The sequence below is a fragment of the Kitasatospora cystarginea genome (assembly GCF_039533515.1).
Lineage (GTDB): Bacteria > Actinomycetota > Actinomycetes > Streptomycetales > Streptomycetaceae > Kitasatospora > Kitasatospora cystarginea.
Genome location: NZ_BAAATR010000025.1, coordinates 96,475 through 110,749, shown reverse-complemented (window position 1 = coordinate 110,749; position 14,275 = coordinate 96,475). Strand labels below are relative to the sequence as shown.

At 69.8% G+C, this 14,275-nt stretch carries 17 protein-coding genes, 1 tRNA gene and 1 pseudogene; 10 read left to right on the top strand and 9 right to left on the bottom strand.

Annotated elements, in window-relative coordinates; all coding sequences use genetic code 11:
- Window positions 1-21 precede the first annotated feature (21 nt).
- Window positions 22-681: a response regulator transcription factor gene (locus tag ABD369_RS25355; RefSeq protein ID WP_344638841.1), complete on the bottom strand. Its 660-nt coding sequence runs from the start codon at window positions 679-681 to the stop codon at window positions 22-24.
- Between the two features lie 35 nt (window positions 682-716).
- Complete coding sequence (locus tag ABD369_RS25350) at window positions 717-1,883, bottom strand: sensor histidine kinase (RefSeq protein WP_344638840.1); 1,167 nt, start codon at window positions 1,881-1,883, stop codon at window positions 717-719.
- 169 nt (window positions 1,884-2,052) lie between these two features.
- Here ABD369_RS25350 and ABD369_RS25345 point away from each other — a divergent pair, with 169 nt between their 5' ends.
- The 4 genes from ABD369_RS25345 to ABD369_RS25330 all read left to right on the top strand — a co-directional run bounded on the left by ABD369_RS25345 (window position 2,053) and on the right by ABD369_RS25330 (window position 5,101).
- Complete coding sequence (locus ABD369_RS25345) at window positions 2,053-2,421, top strand: hypothetical protein (protein WP_344638839.1); 369 nt, start codon at window positions 2,053-2,055, stop codon at window positions 2,419-2,421.
- A gap of 231 nt (window positions 2,422-2,652) precedes the next feature.
- Window positions 2,653-3,267: a hypothetical protein gene (locus tag ABD369_RS25340; protein ID WP_344638838.1), complete on the top strand. Its 615-nt coding sequence runs from the start codon at window positions 2,653-2,655 to the stop codon at window positions 3,265-3,267.
- Between the two features lie 302 nt (window positions 3,268-3,569).
- Window positions 3,570-3,947: a VOC family protein gene (locus tag ABD369_RS25335; protein WP_344638837.1), complete on the top strand. Its 378-nt coding sequence runs from the start codon at window positions 3,570-3,572 to the stop codon at window positions 3,945-3,947.
- A gap of 362 nt (window positions 3,948-4,309) precedes the next feature.
- The gene (locus ABD369_RS25330) at window positions 4,310-5,101 is read left to right on the top strand and encodes an alpha/beta fold hydrolase (protein WP_344638836.1); all 792 of its coding nucleotides are present in this window, start codon (window positions 4,310-4,312) and stop codon (window positions 5,099-5,101) included.
- Window positions 5,102-5,609: 508 nt separating this feature from the next.
- Here ABD369_RS25330 and ABD369_RS25325 read toward each other — a convergent pair.
- Entirely contained in the window at window positions 5,610-5,996 is a 387-nt protein-coding gene (locus tag ABD369_RS25325; protein WP_344638835.1) for a hypothetical protein, read from the bottom strand.
- Window positions 5,997-6,448: 452 nt separating this feature from the next.
- Here ABD369_RS25325 and ABD369_RS25320 point away from each other — a divergent pair, with 452 nt between their 5' ends.
- Window positions 6,449-6,685, top strand: a complete 237-nt coding sequence (locus tag ABD369_RS25320; RefSeq protein WP_344638834.1) for a hypothetical protein — start codon at window positions 6,449-6,451, stop codon at window positions 6,683-6,685.
- A 755-nt stretch (window positions 6,686-7,440) separates the two neighbouring features.
- Here ABD369_RS25320 and ABD369_RS25315 read toward each other — a convergent pair.
- The 5 genes and pseudogenes from ABD369_RS25315 to ABD369_RS25295 form a co-directional block, all read right to left on the bottom strand.
- A complete protein-coding gene (locus ABD369_RS25315; RefSeq protein ID WP_344638833.1) occupies window positions 7,441-7,911 on the bottom strand; it encodes an Lrp/AsnC family transcriptional regulator in 471 nt (156 codons plus the stop codon).
- A gap of 78 nt (window positions 7,912-7,989) precedes the next feature.
- On the bottom strand, window positions 7,990-8,823 hold the full coding sequence (locus tag ABD369_RS25310) for an alpha/beta fold hydrolase (RefSeq protein ID WP_344638832.1): 834 nt from the start codon (window positions 8,821-8,823) through the stop codon (window positions 7,990-7,992).
- Window positions 8,820-9,479, bottom strand: a complete 660-nt coding sequence (locus ABD369_RS25305) for an aldehyde dehydrogenase family protein (RefSeq protein ID WP_344638831.1) — start codon at window positions 9,477-9,479, stop codon at window positions 8,820-8,822. Before ABD369_RS25305 ends, ABD369_RS25310 begins: the two co-directional genes overlap by 4 nt.
- A gap of 158 nt (window positions 9,480-9,637) precedes the next feature.
- Window positions 9,638-10,167, bottom strand: a pseudogene (locus ABD369_RS25300) (class I SAM-dependent methyltransferase).
- 246 nt (window positions 10,168-10,413) lie between these two features.
- Window positions 10,414-10,929: a hypothetical protein gene (locus ABD369_RS25295; RefSeq protein ID WP_344638830.1), complete on the bottom strand. Its 516-nt coding sequence runs from the start codon at window positions 10,927-10,929 to the stop codon at window positions 10,414-10,416.
- Window positions 10,930-11,116: 187 nt separating this feature from the next.
- On the opposite strand from ABD369_RS25295, the gene ABD369_RS25290 reads away from it, so the two are divergent.
- From ABD369_RS25290 to ABD369_RS25270, 5 genes are all read left to right on the top strand, one after another.
- Window positions 11,117-11,272, top strand: coding sequence for a hypothetical protein (locus tag ABD369_RS25290; protein WP_344638829.1), 156 nt, complete (start codon window positions 11,117-11,119; stop codon window positions 11,270-11,272).
- A 59-nt stretch (window positions 11,273-11,331) separates the two neighbouring features.
- Complete coding sequence (locus ABD369_RS25285) at window positions 11,332-12,249, top strand: NADP-dependent oxidoreductase (protein WP_344638828.1); 918 nt, start codon at window positions 11,332-11,334, stop codon at window positions 12,247-12,249.
- A 164-nt stretch (window positions 12,250-12,413) separates the two neighbouring features.
- Window positions 12,414-12,707: a hypothetical protein gene (locus tag ABD369_RS25280; RefSeq protein ID WP_344638827.1), complete on the top strand. Its 294-nt coding sequence runs from the start codon at window positions 12,414-12,416 to the stop codon at window positions 12,705-12,707.
- A 597-nt stretch (window positions 12,708-13,304) separates the two neighbouring features.
- Complete coding sequence (locus ABD369_RS25275) at window positions 13,305-13,487, top strand: hypothetical protein (RefSeq protein WP_344638826.1); 183 nt, start codon at window positions 13,305-13,307, stop codon at window positions 13,485-13,487.
- A 15-nt stretch (window positions 13,488-13,502) separates the two neighbouring features.
- The gene (locus tag ABD369_RS25270) at window positions 13,503-13,742 is read left to right on the top strand and encodes a hypothetical protein (RefSeq protein WP_344638825.1); all 240 of its coding nucleotides are present in this window, start codon (window positions 13,503-13,505) and stop codon (window positions 13,740-13,742) included.
- Between the two features lie 442 nt (window positions 13,743-14,184).
- Here the strand turns inward: ABD369_RS25270 and ABD369_RS25265 are convergent.
- A tRNA-Met gene (locus tag ABD369_RS25265) sits at window positions 14,185-14,258 on the bottom strand.
- Window positions 14,259-14,275: the final 17 nt, after the last annotated feature.

The window sequence follows — 14,275 nt, the reverse complement described above, 5'->3', positions numbered from 1 at the left end:
ATGGGAGCACAGGGGTGACGGTCAGCTGACGATGCCGTGTTCCCAGGCCCAGGCTGCGATCTCCACGCGGTTGCGGGCCGGTAGTTTGTCCTGGACCCGGCTGAGATGGCTCTTGATGGTGCTGAGGGAGAGCACCATCTGCTCGGCGATCTCGTTGTTGGTGCGGCCGCGGGCGACCAGGGTCACGACCTTGAGTTCCTGAGGAGTGAGGCGCCGCGCCGCGGCTACCGCGGTCTCGGCACGGGAAGGCCTGCTCAGGTGCTCGAGGAGTCTGACGGTGACGGACGGCGAGATCAGGGAGTCGCCGTTGACCGCGGCGTGTACCGCCTCTACCAGCAAGCGGGGGCCGGAGTTCTTGACCACGAAGCCGCTGGCGCCAGCTCGCAGGGCGCCGTAGACGTACTCGTCCAGGTCGAAGGTGGTGACGATGACGATCTTCGTGCCGGACGCTGCCGCGCCCTGCCCCTGACGCAGGCGCTTCGTCGCCTCGAGGCCGTCGAGTTTCGGCATGCGGATGTCCATCAGGCAGACGTCGGGCTTCAGCTGGCGTACGGTCTCGACGGCCTCGAGGCCGTCGGATGCCTGGCCGATCACGGAAATGTCGTCCTGACCGTCCAGGATGAGCCGGAACCCGGTCCGCACCATCTCCTGGTCGTCGGCGATCACTACTGAGACGCTCAACGCGGCTTCTCACTCCCTACCTTGATGGGCATCGATCACTTCATGGGTATCGATGCCGCCAGTTCCCAGCCGCCCTCGGGCATGGGGCCGAAGGTGAGCTCGCCGCCCAGCTCGGCCACCCGCTCCGACAGGCCGATCATGCCGAAGCCGCTGTGCCGGAACCGCCCCCGGCTGCGGTGCTGCCCGGTGGCGTTGTCACGTACGCGGACGACCAGCCGGTCTCCGCTGGTTCCCAGCACGACGTGCACGGTGGTGGCCGCACGGGCGTGCTTGCGGATGTTGGTCAGGCCCTCCTGGACCAGCCGCTCGACGGACTTGGCCAGTTGTGGCGACCAGGCGGAGCTGTCCACGTCGTCGGCCTTGTCAAGCCAGGCGTGCTGTCCGGGTGCCGGGAAGCGGCGGACCAGTTCCTCGATCGCCGTCATGACGGGGGCGACCGGTGCCGATGTCCTGGGACCGCCGGGTTCGCGCAGCAGGCGGACCATGCGGCCCATGGCCACCAGCCCTTCCTGGCCGGTCCTTTCGATGTTGGAGAACAGCTGGCGGGCCATGGCTGGGTCGCGCTCGGCGGTGTGCTCTCCGGCCTGGGCCTGGACGACCATGGCCGTGACGTAGTGGGCCACGTGGTCGTGCAGGTCACGGGCGAGGTCCAGGCGTTCGGACTGGCGCACCCGCTCAGCAGTGGTCTGGCGCCTGCCGTCCTCGGTCCGCAGATAGCCGCCCAGCAGCACGAAACCCACCGGCAGCAGCGTGAACAGGTTGTCGATCCGGCCTAGTACGGGCAGATCCGACAACGCCGGAGCGCGGCCGGCAAGGCCCACCACCGCCACGAACAGCGGCACCGCCGACGCGGCGAGCGGCAACGGCCGTCCGTACCGGCAGGCCACGCACAACAGCGTCAGGAGTCCGATCAGTTCGGCCCATCCAGGGGTGCGCTGGAGCACGGTGCGCTCCACCAGTGAGGTCGTCAGCAGCGAGACGGCCGCCGCGGTGACGGACAGCGCGCAGGCCGTCCACCTCCGGCCGGCCCGGTACGCCGGCAGTGATCCGGCGGCCGTGACCAGCGCCAGGACGCCGCTGGCGACGACCGCGAGCCCGATGCGACTGCGGCTCACCACACCCGCGTCCAGCACCAGGAGCAGCGCGCCGACGCACGCTGCGGCGACGGCCTCCGGTGCGGGGCGCAAGAGCGACAGGGGCATGGAGAGGAGGATAGACGACCGCTCGCGAGCCCAGCGGCCGGGGAAAGAGGATACGTACTTTCGGCCGATGCCACTCCCAGGAATGCAGCCTTTCGGCCGCTCCGGACCTGCCGAACGCAGCCCAGAATGAACCGCGTACCAATCGGCCAACGCGTCATCAGGAGGCGCCGTGAAGTTCCCCGAATCCCGTACGTACGTCAAGTCGATGCTGGTGACCGGTGCTTCGGTCATGGCAGCGGTGTCACTCACCGGCTGCGGCCTGTTCGGCAAGAGCTGGGACGTGAAGATGGAAGTGACCGGCCCCGGGACCACCGACGTCAGCTACAGCTTCTCCGGCGAAACCAACGCAAAAACCGCGGCGCAGCAGCGGTTGCCCTGGACCAGGACGCAGAACGTCGGTTTCGGCTTCAACGGCCTGGGGGTCAAGGGCGCGGCTCCCGGCACCGTCTGCAGCATCTACGTCGACGGCAAGCTCAAGGACCAGCAAAAGCCTGATGCCAAGGGCAACCTGTCGTGCTCCGTCCGCCTCAAGAACTGATCGGGCTGACCGGGAGTCCGGCGCCTGACGAACACCGAGAGGGAGCAACCGTGAGGACTGTTCGGACGACCGGTGCCGCGACACGTACCACCAGCCGTTTCAACCGGGTGCGATGGCACTGCTGCTGACCGCGGCCTGCGGCGATGACAAGGGCAAGGGCGGCGATGCGGCCCGACAGCCGGCGCCGCTACCTCCAGCGACGCCGCGGATGCGGCGAAGACGTCGGTCGCGGTGCTGATCCGGCTCTGGGCCCGGGCCAAGGCCCTGCTGGACCACGAGCACGCCCGAATGCGCATCGGGCAGGTCGCCGTCCCGTTCGGCATCTGCGTCGAACCCGGCAACGTCAGGGCTGGCGGGCACGCCTGCCCGTTCCGGTTCCGCCGCCTGGGCTGCGATCACTTCCGCACGGATTACCCGTCCTACCTGCCCGACCTGCGGACCTACCTGGACACCCTGCTGCGAAACCGGGAACGCCTGGCCGCGGCAGGCGAACTCGACAACTGGGCCCGCGCCGAAGCGACCCCGTCCGACGAGGAGATCACCCGGTTGCGGCACCTCGTCCGCAGAGTCGAGACCGACCTCGAAAGCCTGGCGCCGGAGGACCGCGAGGAGATCCGGGAGGCTACCGCGACCCTGCGCAAGAGCCGCACCGTCCAGCTCGGGATGCCTACAGTCAGACCGCCGGCTGCCAGTCTTCGACTCGACCGAGACGCATGCACCAGCCATCACCGACCAGCCCCCTCGCCCAAGCCCGCGCTGACGAACAGCAAGTCGCCGACCTCAACGCGCAGTTCGCCGAACGGAACGAAGACCTGGAAGCTGCGCGGGCCACCAAGCGAGAACTGATGACAGACGCCGGTTGCCCTTGGTGGGATCGGCTGTGGGACGAGCTGTTCGCGCAGATGGGATGCGATCGGGACCGCGCCCCGCTGGCCTGCTGCGTCAACTCCGGCGCCCGCGACGGCGAACTGCCCGGGGCGCGCCTGGAGGACGTCGACCGGTCGGCCACCCCGAAAGGCCCTGGGCATGGAAAAGATCTTTTCCATGCTCGCCTCGTCCGGTACGGTCGTGGAGTTGTGTTCGCTGCTGGTGGCCCATGAGCTGCGCGCATGGCCCTGGCGGCCCGCCGACTGGGAGCAGGTTTCTCTATGGCATGTCGTATCGGTGAGCTTGTGCTCGGTTGCCGCGACCCCGAACTGTTGGCGCAGTTCTGGTGCGAGGTCCTGGGCTACGTCGTGGTCGGCCGCGAGGAGGGCTGCGTGGAGATCGGGACGCCGGAAGGTTTCGGCGGTCCGCAGCCCACGATCTTCTTCAGCGTCCGGGACGAGCCGGAGCCGGGAAAGTCCCGGCTGCACATTGACCTCAACCCCACCGACCGCGACCAAGACGCCGAGCTCGAACGCCTCCTGAAGCTCGGCGCCCGCCGGACCGACATCGGCCAGACCGGGGACGAGCAGTGGCATGTCCTGGCCGACCCCGAGGGCAATGAGTTCTGCCTGCTCAAGTCCCGCATCAAGCCGCTCTGACGCTCGTCCGAGGCTCATCACGCCGCGGCTGCGGTGCCCCCGCAGCCGCGGCATGATCCGGGGTTGCCCGGGAACGAACCACCGCGTCCAGCTCTCCGGGACGCGGCGCCGAGCGCGCAGCTGCTCGGCGGCGATGCGAAATTGGACCAGCGGGGAGAACCGTGCCTGCTCTGCCACCACCTACTCGCGTACGCCTTCGAGAAGGCCGAACCGGTACAGGGGCGGCGCCGGCGGACGGCAAGGGCTGAGGACTGCGCCCCGGCCGAGTTCTTCCCCACCACACGCGAGCTCGGCCGGGCGACCCTCGTAGGGTGGTCGCCGAGGCCGGTGGTCTCCAACTCAGGTCGACAAGGACGGACGCCGTGTCACACGCCATCACCGCGGACGGGATCCGAATCGCCTACCAGCCCCAGGGCGCGGGCGCCCCGCTGCTGCTGCTTGCCGGCCAGGCAAACAATCACCACTGGTGGGACGCGGTCCGCGGCGACTTCCACACGGCCCGCCGCACCATCACCCTCGACTACCGTGGCACCGGCGACAGCGACAAGCCCGAGGGGCCGTACAGCACCCAGGGCTTCGCCGAGGACGCGGTCGCGGTGCTGGACCACCTGGGCGTCGAACGGGCCGACGTCTACGGCACCTCGATGGGCGGGCGGGTCGCCCAGTGGCTGGCCGTCCGCCATCCGCAGCGGGTCCGCTCCCTGGTGCTCGGCTGCACCTCGCCCGGCGGCCCCAGGGCCTTCGAGCGCGACGGCACCGTACGCCGCTCGCTCGCCTCGCCAGACCCGGCCGAGCGCCTGCGCACCTTGCTCGACCTGATGTACACGCCGCAGTGGCTGGTCGCCAACCCCGGACCGCACCGCACCCTCGGCGACCCGGACTTGCCACCGCACGCCCGGTACGGCCACCTGCTCGCCAGCAACAGGCACGATGCGTGGGACGTGCTGCCGCAGATACTCGCGCCCACCCTGGTGCTGCACGGCACCGACGACCGGTTCAACCCCACCGCCAACGCCGCCCTGCTCGCAGAGCGGATCCCAGGTGCGCAGGTCCAACTGATCCCCGGCGCACGCCACGCGTACTTCGAGGAGTTCCGCGACCTGGTCAGCCCACTCGTGCTGGACTTCCTGGACCAAAGGGTTTCCCCTGCATAACCCAGTCAGCCGATTCGTCACAGACCGCCGTCCTGCCGCTCCGGGACGAACTGCGCGGCCTGTCGCCCTACGGCCCGCGACCTCGGCTGCCCGCTGATGCGCGGTCGGACGGTGACTTCACTCCTTCGAGAGCTGCGGCGCAAGCCGGTGCGCATCCCCCCGCGTGAGGCCCCGCTCGCCTCTACGAGCCGTCGCCCACCATCAGGGCTCGACCGGTCGGCGCCGGTGCACCGGATCGACGCCGAGCGGCTGCGGCCGACCAGAAGCTGCCGCCCCGCGGCACGGTGTGGGTCCGGTGCCCACGCTCGACCTGCTGGTGCAGATGCTCGGGGACTGGCGCAGGATTCCTGACCGAAGACGGTGCCCGGATCGCCGGTGCCTTCCCTGAGCTGGCGGACATCCCCGCCCCACGCTGCTCGGCGACAAGGACGCCTTCACGTTCACGCTGTGGCACCGGCTCGCCGTCGTCCGCACGCACCTCGCGTTCCTCGTCGACGCCCACTCGCGGTCAGTTGTACGGGCCCCCGTCCTCGACGTACAGCACCGAACCGTCCGCCTCGGCATGGCCCTTGGCGTCGGCGTCGATGCCCCTGAGAAAGCCGTCGCCGCTGCTCCACTCGATGTGGAGCCACTCCTTGCGGCGGCAGGTGTTGTGGAAGTACAGCGTCGAGGTGGTCCAGCCGTCGGCCCAGGACCAGTTGAAGCAGCCGCTGGTCCCGGAGTGCTGAGCGCGCAACCGGGCGGGTCCGGCGGTGGCCGCCGAGGCGGGAACTGCGATGCTGCCCACGGTGACGGCGGCTGCCGCCAGGGCGACCGCCGTACGGCTCGGCAGCCGCCCACGTCGCGGACGCTCCTGGCCGCCGCGCACCGTGGCCGCCGCTGTGGTGTACCTCACGCGAACTCCTTCCGCGGCGCGGGCGTCGGTCACCCGCACGGTCAGGCAGCCTAGACCGGGCCCGGCGTCGGACCCGGACACGGCACGCCGGTGCCGCCCCCGGGGGGCGCGGGGCGGGCATCAAGATTTCTCAATGCCCCTTGTCAACGCGGCGGGTGCCGCTGATTAGGCTTCGACCATGTCGAGTCAACACCGGGCGGCAGGTTCCGCTGATGGCCAGCTGTCGATCATCGAGGCTCTGGTTGACTTGCCGTTCCCTCATCAAGAGGAGAACTCGGTGAGGGAAGGCGGTTGGAGCGGGCCCGGCTATCACCTGGCCGTGCTCCCGGGAGAGCCAGGACTTCTGGGACGACCGGAGCGAGGAGATCACCGAGGCGGCGGAGCAAGAACTGGAGTCCGATCTCGCCGTACTGGCTGCGACTTTGACCGGCCGCTGGGGCAGCCCGACGTCGGTGGACCTGTGGCCGTATCTCGGGTTCGACCATCCCGTCCCCGACTACACGGCACCCGAGCCGCTCGCCTTCCCGAGCAACGTCGCCGGTAGTATGCAGGTATGGCAGTTGCCGTCCGCCGATCGTTGGCTCGCGTTGACCATCGGCCAGGCCGATCCAGAGTTCCCGTTCCAACTGCTTGCTGCTGTCGGTGAGGCGACCTCGCTCCGCGACGACACCGATGGTCACGGTGGGTGAGTTCGTCAGCGTATGGAGCCAGCACCGCAAGGCGCCGGCTCGCACTCAGCCGTGATTGACGGCGCGGTGCAGATGGCGGGGTGGACGGTGATTCGGCTCCCCGAAGGGTCGCGGTGGGACTGGGAGATCGTTGCCTGGGACGTCGGCCAGCTGCGTCTGGGCGCCGGCCATGACCTCACCTATCACCACGGGCTGGAGCCGTGCCGCAGCAGCGAGCCGCCGTCCGTCTCCTGCCCCGCCACGTTCATCCGCACCCGGACCCAACCCACTCGACGCCACGACAGCGACTCGCCGATCCGCACCGCTTGCACCCGGCCCGGCGGCGCCGCCCCTGGACTGCCGCCCGGGTGGGAACTTCGGGCGAGTGGGGCTGCTCGACGAAGGCGACGGCACGCACTTCGGTGATTGGGACTCCTGCGGTCAGCTGATCGTCGACCAGGCCGACGCATTCGAAGATGGCACCGCGTGCGCCACTCGCGACCGGTGCCGGTGGAAGGGCGCCTCGACTGGCAGATCGTCAGCTGATCGCCGATCTGGTGGCGCGTGTTGCCGGGTGCGGCGAGGCGCCGGGACGGCCGGTGCTTGCCGGAGCGGGCGGCGGGCGGAGGTTCCCGGGCCGTCTTCTGGCCCGGTGGGCCGAATCAGCGGAGATCGGCCCTTGAGGGTGAGTTGCCGGGGCCCAGTCAGTTCGAAGTGCCGGCCACTGGCCGCGCCTTGGCGAGGTCGGTGGCGCATGGTCGGGTGTGGCGCGGGGGTCAGAGTGTCCGCAGAGTCGTCGCCGCCTTGTACGTGCGCAGCACCGGGGCCGTTTCGATGCGTGTCACCGCCTCCCACGCCACGCGCCGTGTCAGGTATGCGTGGAGCGCCTCCGTATCCCGGCACAGCGCGTGCGCGACCAGATTCGTCGGCCTGGTCGTCGCTGCGACCACCGCCAGTTCCTCGTGGCCCGCCAGCGCGCTCGCCACCGCGTCCAGGTGGGCCGGCGCGACCTGCATCCACAACAGTGCCGAAACCGTGACGCCCAGCAGTGCCGGGTCCACGTCCACGTCGAAGAACAATGCGCCGCGCGCCCGCAGTTCGGCAAGCCTGCGGGCCACCGTGGACGCTGTCGTGCCGGTCACCGCCGCCAGTTCCGTCAGCCCCACAGGCGACACAGCCCCGGGCAGCCCCGGGCCTCGTAGCAGTTGCCGCCGCCGTCCGGTCTTACCTGGCCCTTCGGTCGGCATTTTCCTCGCCGGACCTCGCGGGGGCGCAATCGAACCCGTCGGCCTGAGGGTGGCAAAACAGGGGGCCAGGGCAACCGATCAGTCCGCCGTTGCCGTCAGCTGCTTCGCAAAAGTGTCTGCGACCTGCGCAACCCACTCCGGATTCTCAAGCGGCGGGTAATGCCCGATGTCAGACACCCTCAGCAGCTGCGCCGCCGAGCCCATCTCGGCGACCGTGTCATCGACTAGCTCATCCTGCACGAAGAAATCGTCGGTGCCCTGCACGAGCAGGACCGGGCACCGCACATCGCCGAGCCGGCCGCGCAGATCGTGGGAAGCCCACGCCTGACCGTCGAACTGACCGGCCTGCTGGGAGGTGCTTCGCTGAAGCCACCTCAGCTCGGTTTCCTGCTCGGCTGTCAGCTTCTTGCTCGCCGAGGTCACCGCCGCATACTCGAGGTGATCCGTCCAGCCGGCATCGGGCGCGCTTTTCCGACCTGCCAGCAACGCGGCGGCCTCGGCCGACAGCGGTGTCCACGATGCTGCTTGCATCGCGACGACACCTCGATAGCTCTCTCCGTGGTGAGCGGCAAGATCCAGTGCCGTCAGGCCTCCGACAGAGGCGCCGAGCACGAAGGGCGAGATTCCAGGAAGCACCGTGCGCACGAACGCGTGCACGAACTCGGCGTGGTCGTGAATGGATGTCCCCGGCTGCCACTGTGCCGGGTAGGAACGGCAGTGCCCGGGAAGATCGGGCGCGATCGCGCGATATCCGCGTTCAGCGAGCAACGGCAGAAGATGCCGGTATATCCGAGAGTCCGTGGCCCCCGGGTGAATGCACACGATCGGGACGCCTTCGCCGGCCTCGTCGAAGTAGGTGCGTGCACCGTTGACCGCGACATAGCGGCCCGTGATCGGTTCGAAGATCGTCATCGCTCAACTCCTTGCTGGTCACATACAGAGATTTTCCGGCCATTTGGCAGCGGCTTACCCGCGACCGGCACACCCCCCGGGGCCACCGCATCCTCCACCGCCGTTTCCTGGCGCCGGGAAATGAGTGGGGATGGCTCCGGGCCGTCCCGCATCGCGGCGGCCGCCTTCTTCAGACGCTCGCTCACCAGCTCGTAGCGCAGCACGTGGACGCGGTGCGGCACCTGGTGCCGCACCGCGTCCAAGGCGCGTTCCAGCGCGTCCAGCGCGTCTTTGGCGCGGGAATCCTCGCCGTCCTCGCCCGCGGCGCGGACCTGTTCGAGGCGCTGGAGGAACCGGAGCGCGAGGCGTTCGGCGTCCCGCGCGGCCGCGACCGGCCCCTGCGCGGACGACAGGTCGACGTCCGCGCTTTCCGGGCGCCGGGAAACAACTCCCTTGTCGGCGGGGACGGCGATAGTGGACGCGGCCAGGACGTTGGCGATGGCCGGGTGCTGCCGCTCTTGCCGGCGCCGACGCGAGGCCTTCGACGCGCACGACTCCCCGCAGTACCGCGAACGGCGCCCCGTCGCCTTCACCGCCAACGGCTCCCCGCACTCCCGGCACACCCGCCCCGCCGACGTCTCACCGTCAACCGCGTTTCCCGGCGCCCGAAAGCCCATGGCGGCGATCTTACTGTCCGTTCTCCGTGCACTTCGCCAACGCGGAGCCGCTGACCTACGGCGCGTCAGGTTCATCAAGACGGTTCGGGGATGCCTGGCTCAGGGATCACGGCACTTCTTGGGTCTCGATGTGGTGTCCGAGTCCGGTGCGTTCGTGTTCAGACCGTGTGACGGTCCGCCAGAGAGCCGTGGTTCGGATGTACTTCGCTGCCGAGAGGCGGGCACCGCGCGAAAAGGAGCGCCCCCGGCACACTCTCGTCGGGCTCGATCAGCATGTGGGCCTCAACCGTCAACCCAGCATCGCGCAGCCAGGCCGCCGCTTGGTCAGGCTGGCGGCGGTGGACGTGGACCTTCATCGGGTGACCGTCGTAGCCCTGCGTCTTCAGCCGCGACTCGGTGCCGACGTGAAAGCCGAGCAGTAGCGGTCCGCCAGGACGCAACACCCGCCGGAAGTGACCGAAGACCGCGGGAACCGCATCGTCGGGGACGTGAATCAGCGACCAAAAGGCGGGCAGGCCAGCGACCGACTCGTCGGCAAGATCGAGGTCCGTCATCGAGCCCACCTCGAACCGCAGGCTGGGATGGTCACGCCGAGAACGTCGATCATCACGGGTGAAAGGTCGACACCGAAGGCGTCGAGACCCAACTCGTGCAGGTGGGCGGTGACGTGTCCCGGGCCACAGCCCACGTTCGCCACCGGTCCGCCATGGTCGGCCCCGGGTACGTCGAGCGGCCACCTCACTGCTGGCAGCGGTCAGCGGGTCTGCTCCGGCTTGGCAATCGGGCCCTCGCCCGCCCGCAGTCGTCGCCGCACGGGCCTTGGCGACAGGCGCGTTGGTGGCTCCGGTCAACCCTGGCCCCCCTTCGGGGCGCCTGGGGCGCGATCGGGTGATGGCTGAACGTTGCGTGCACCGGCAGTAGGCCGGTTGCGACATCACACCGCGACATCGCCGGACACCGGCTGTGCCCCAGCTCCCGTCATCGGAACTCCGACCCGGCCGCTCTCATCCGGAAGCAGCAGGTCAGCCGTCCTTGGGCGCGACGCGCTGCCCCGCCCGCTCGCTCGCACCGTCACCCGGCGATGCAGAAGCTGACCGTACCCACTGCCGAGGCCGGACCAGGCTGCCGCAGTGATGTGCAGGTGCAGTTGGGCGCCGTCGGGCCATGGGCCGTGGGAGAGGAGAACCGAACCGGTCCGACGGAGGTGGGCGGCTAGGCGGGCGGTGGTGCGGGGCTGCAGCCAGGTGTGCGGTCGGACCAGGAGGACGTCGCAGACCGGGGCGAGGGCGGCGACGACTTCGGGGAGGTGTTCGCCGGGTTCGTCGACCAGGAGGAGGCGGTTCATCGGGATGCCGTGGCCGATGACTGCGGCCAGTCCGAGGTCGGGCAGGTTGATGGCGGAGGACCAGGTCGCGGGCGTCGCGTCAGCCGGCCCTGCCGCGAGGGCCAAGGGCAGTGACAGGTCGGTGCGATCCCTGGCGCAGGCGCCACTGACCCGCCGATGCGGATCTCCACCCATTGCCAGCGCGGCTCGGGCAGGTCGCTGCCATCCTCTGAAAGCCCGGTCGCCGCAGGTCAGGATGGGTAGGCATCCAACAGGGGCGGGACGTGACGAGGACCGGACCTGGAGGCTGACGATGTCGAACGCGATCGCGAAGCTCTCGATCACCTTCAGCCTGGTGTCGATTCCGGTGACCGTGACGGCCGCGACCGGTCCCGGCCGAGATGCCGTCACCGCCTTCAATCCGACCGAGCGGATCAGCGGGCGGACGATCATCCGCGTTCGTCCGTGAGCAACACGTGGCCATCCCCGCAACCACCAAAGAGACACATGACCGAGGAGACAATTCCCATGAAGGCGATCGTGGTGACGGACCAAGCCGCAGGAACGGCCGGGATGACGCTGACGGAGCGGCCCGAGCCGGAGCCGGCGATAAACGATGTCGCCGTTCAGATTCATGCGTCGGGATTCGTCCCGACCGAGATGGCGTGGCCCTCGACCTGGACCGATCGCCTCGACCGCGACCGAACACCGTCGATCCCCGGACATGAGCTGGCCGGAGTGGTCACCGCCCTCGGCTACGGCACGACGGGTCTCTCGGTGGGACAGCGAGTGTTCGGCCTCACCGACTGGCATCGCGACGGCACCCTCGCCGAGTACGCGGCCGTCGAGGCACGCAACCTCGCGCCGTTGCCGGGCGACGTCGACTTCACCGTGGGCGCGAGCCTGCCGATCTCAGGCCTCACCGCGTGGCAGGGCCTGTTCCAGCACGGCCACCTCCAGGCGGGGCAGAGCGTACTCGCGCACGGCGCGGCCGGCGCAGTCGGGACGATGGTGACGCAGCTCGCACGAGAGGCCGGCGCCTACGTCATCGGCACCGGACGTGCCGCTGACCGTCAGAAGGCACTCGACTTCGGCGCAATGGAGTTCGTCGACCTCGACAACGACACCCTGGAAGACGTCGGCGAAGTCGACCTGGTCTTCGATGTCATCGGCGGCGACATCCAGAAGCGATCCGCAGGCCTGATCCGGGCCGGAGGAACACTGGTAACCATCGTTGGGCCGCCTGAGGCGCGGACCGCCCACGGCCTGGCGATCGACTTCGTTGTCGAGTCCGATCGTGCCCAACTGGGTGAGATCGTCCAGCGGGTGCGGGACGGACGGCTGCGGACGAACATCGGCGACGTCGCGACCCTCGACGATGCCGTCGCCGCCCTCAACCCGACCGAGCGACGCCAGGGGAAGACGATCATCCGCGTTCGTCCGTGAGGACTCGGGGACAGCCGGGGACAGCGCAGTCCTTCCGTCCTCATAGATCAGCATCAGCCGCGTAGCGATGTCGGCCGCCCTGCCCGTCGAGGACCGCGTCGACGCCCGCACCCAGCTCAACCACATCGACGACCGCGGGCCGACAGGCGCGGCATAGGGCACCCATGTCCAGCTGGCTGGGCCCGGATGCGGGCCGCCCGCGGTGCGCCGAGGCTGGGATGGTGAGCGTCATCGTCGTCCTGGAGAACCCCGGCTCACCCGACCTGGTGATGGTCCACGCGGCGCCGTCCGCCCCGGACGTGCCCGGCGACCCGGGCCCGCTCACCGCCTGTGGGATCGACACCACCGAAATGGTCACCTACCCGTGGCAGCCGAGCAGGCCTGGCCAGCGCCGGTGGCAGCCCGAACTCCGCGACCGGGTCCGCCCCCGCTGTGACCAGGCCGTCCGGGTCGCGTAGAGCCCGGGAACGCAATCCTGGAGGTGGGACGGAGGTGCGGGTCATGACCATCGAGCAGGACTACGCGCGCCGAGCCGTGGCCGACACAGTCGCCTACCGGGAAGCTGTGACGGGCATCGGCTGGGACCGGCTCGTCAAGGCCGGCTACGCCTGGGGCCATACCCCTGCATCCACTGCGGAGAGCCCGGCCAGGACGACGACCCATGGGGGTACACCTGCGGCGCCTGCGGATTCGAATACCTCAACGCCGAACCCTGACCAACAGCCGGGGACGGGGACTCGGTGGCGGGCGGTATGGGAGACGGCGTGGTGGGGGCTGCCGCCGGGGGTGCGAGTGAGACCGAGACCGACGGGGCGGATGCGGCGTGGTCCGGGTCGGGTCGGAGGATCGGCGCACACCACCGCCTGGGACGGCAAGCCCGCCGTACTGTGGCGCAAGCGCATCGCCAGGCACATCCGGAACTGCCCGCACTGCGCCGGGCACCAGCACACTCTGGTACCGGTTGAGGGACTCCTCGCCGGCCTCCCGCTGCTGCTCCCGCCACCGCACCTGGCCGCCTCACAGCACCTGGCCGCGCGGTCAGGCCGAGTCGCAGGATGGTCAGGTCCACGAAGTCGGCGGCCGGATCGACGACCTGTGTCAGCTCCTGCAGATCCGGCACGGGTACGGTGGTCGTGCCGCTCGGCGTGCCGGTGGGCGTGCTGGTCGCCGTCGGGGTCGCCGCGGCACTCGCCGTCGCGGTCGCGGTGACCGCCTGGCCCGGCGTACTGGTCGGCTGAGCCGAGGAAACGGACGTGGCGCCGCCCTCCGGTGACAACACCCCGGCCGCGGCGGACGGCGACGCGGACTCGTCTTCCGAGAACGCCCCACCCGTGATCGCCACCAGCCCCATCACCCCGGCCACCGTCGTCAGCCGACGCGGCCGCCTCGCGGCCCGCCGCCGACCACGCCCCCGACCGTGCCGCGACACCCCCGACCGGCCACCGTCCGCAGCTCCCGACTCGGACGCCACCGCATCGATCACCACGGTCTAGAACTCACTACTCACGGATCCGCCTTCGCTCCTCGCCGACGCGTCGTTCGCGCCGCCCCCCAGGAGACCGCCGGGCCGGATCCCGATAACGAAAACCAGAGAGCGGCTCTGCTCGGCCGGCTGAACCAAGTCCTCGACCCGGCAGACTGACTTCGGGTCCGTGGCCGCGGTGATACGGCCGGTGCCGGCGGCAGCATCATTGGGCAGCGAGATGAGACGTGTCGGCGGACCAGCCGGCCCTCGCTGCCCACGGTGACTCTTGACCTGCTGGTTGCCTTCGTCCTTGCGGCGGTAGGCGAGGGCGTGAAGCCGGGTGGCGGCGCAGCCCCAACACCGCCGCCCCGGCCCGACCTGACCCGGCAACCGCGGCTTCACGGTCCGGCGGCCGACCAACGGACAAGGCCGGGGCCAGCGCACTCGTGCGCTGGCCCCGGCCTTGGTAGTAGCGGGGACAGGATTTGAACCTGCGACCTCTGGGTTATGAGCCCAGCGAGCTACCGAGCTGCTCCACCCCGCGTCGGTGACACCACTCTA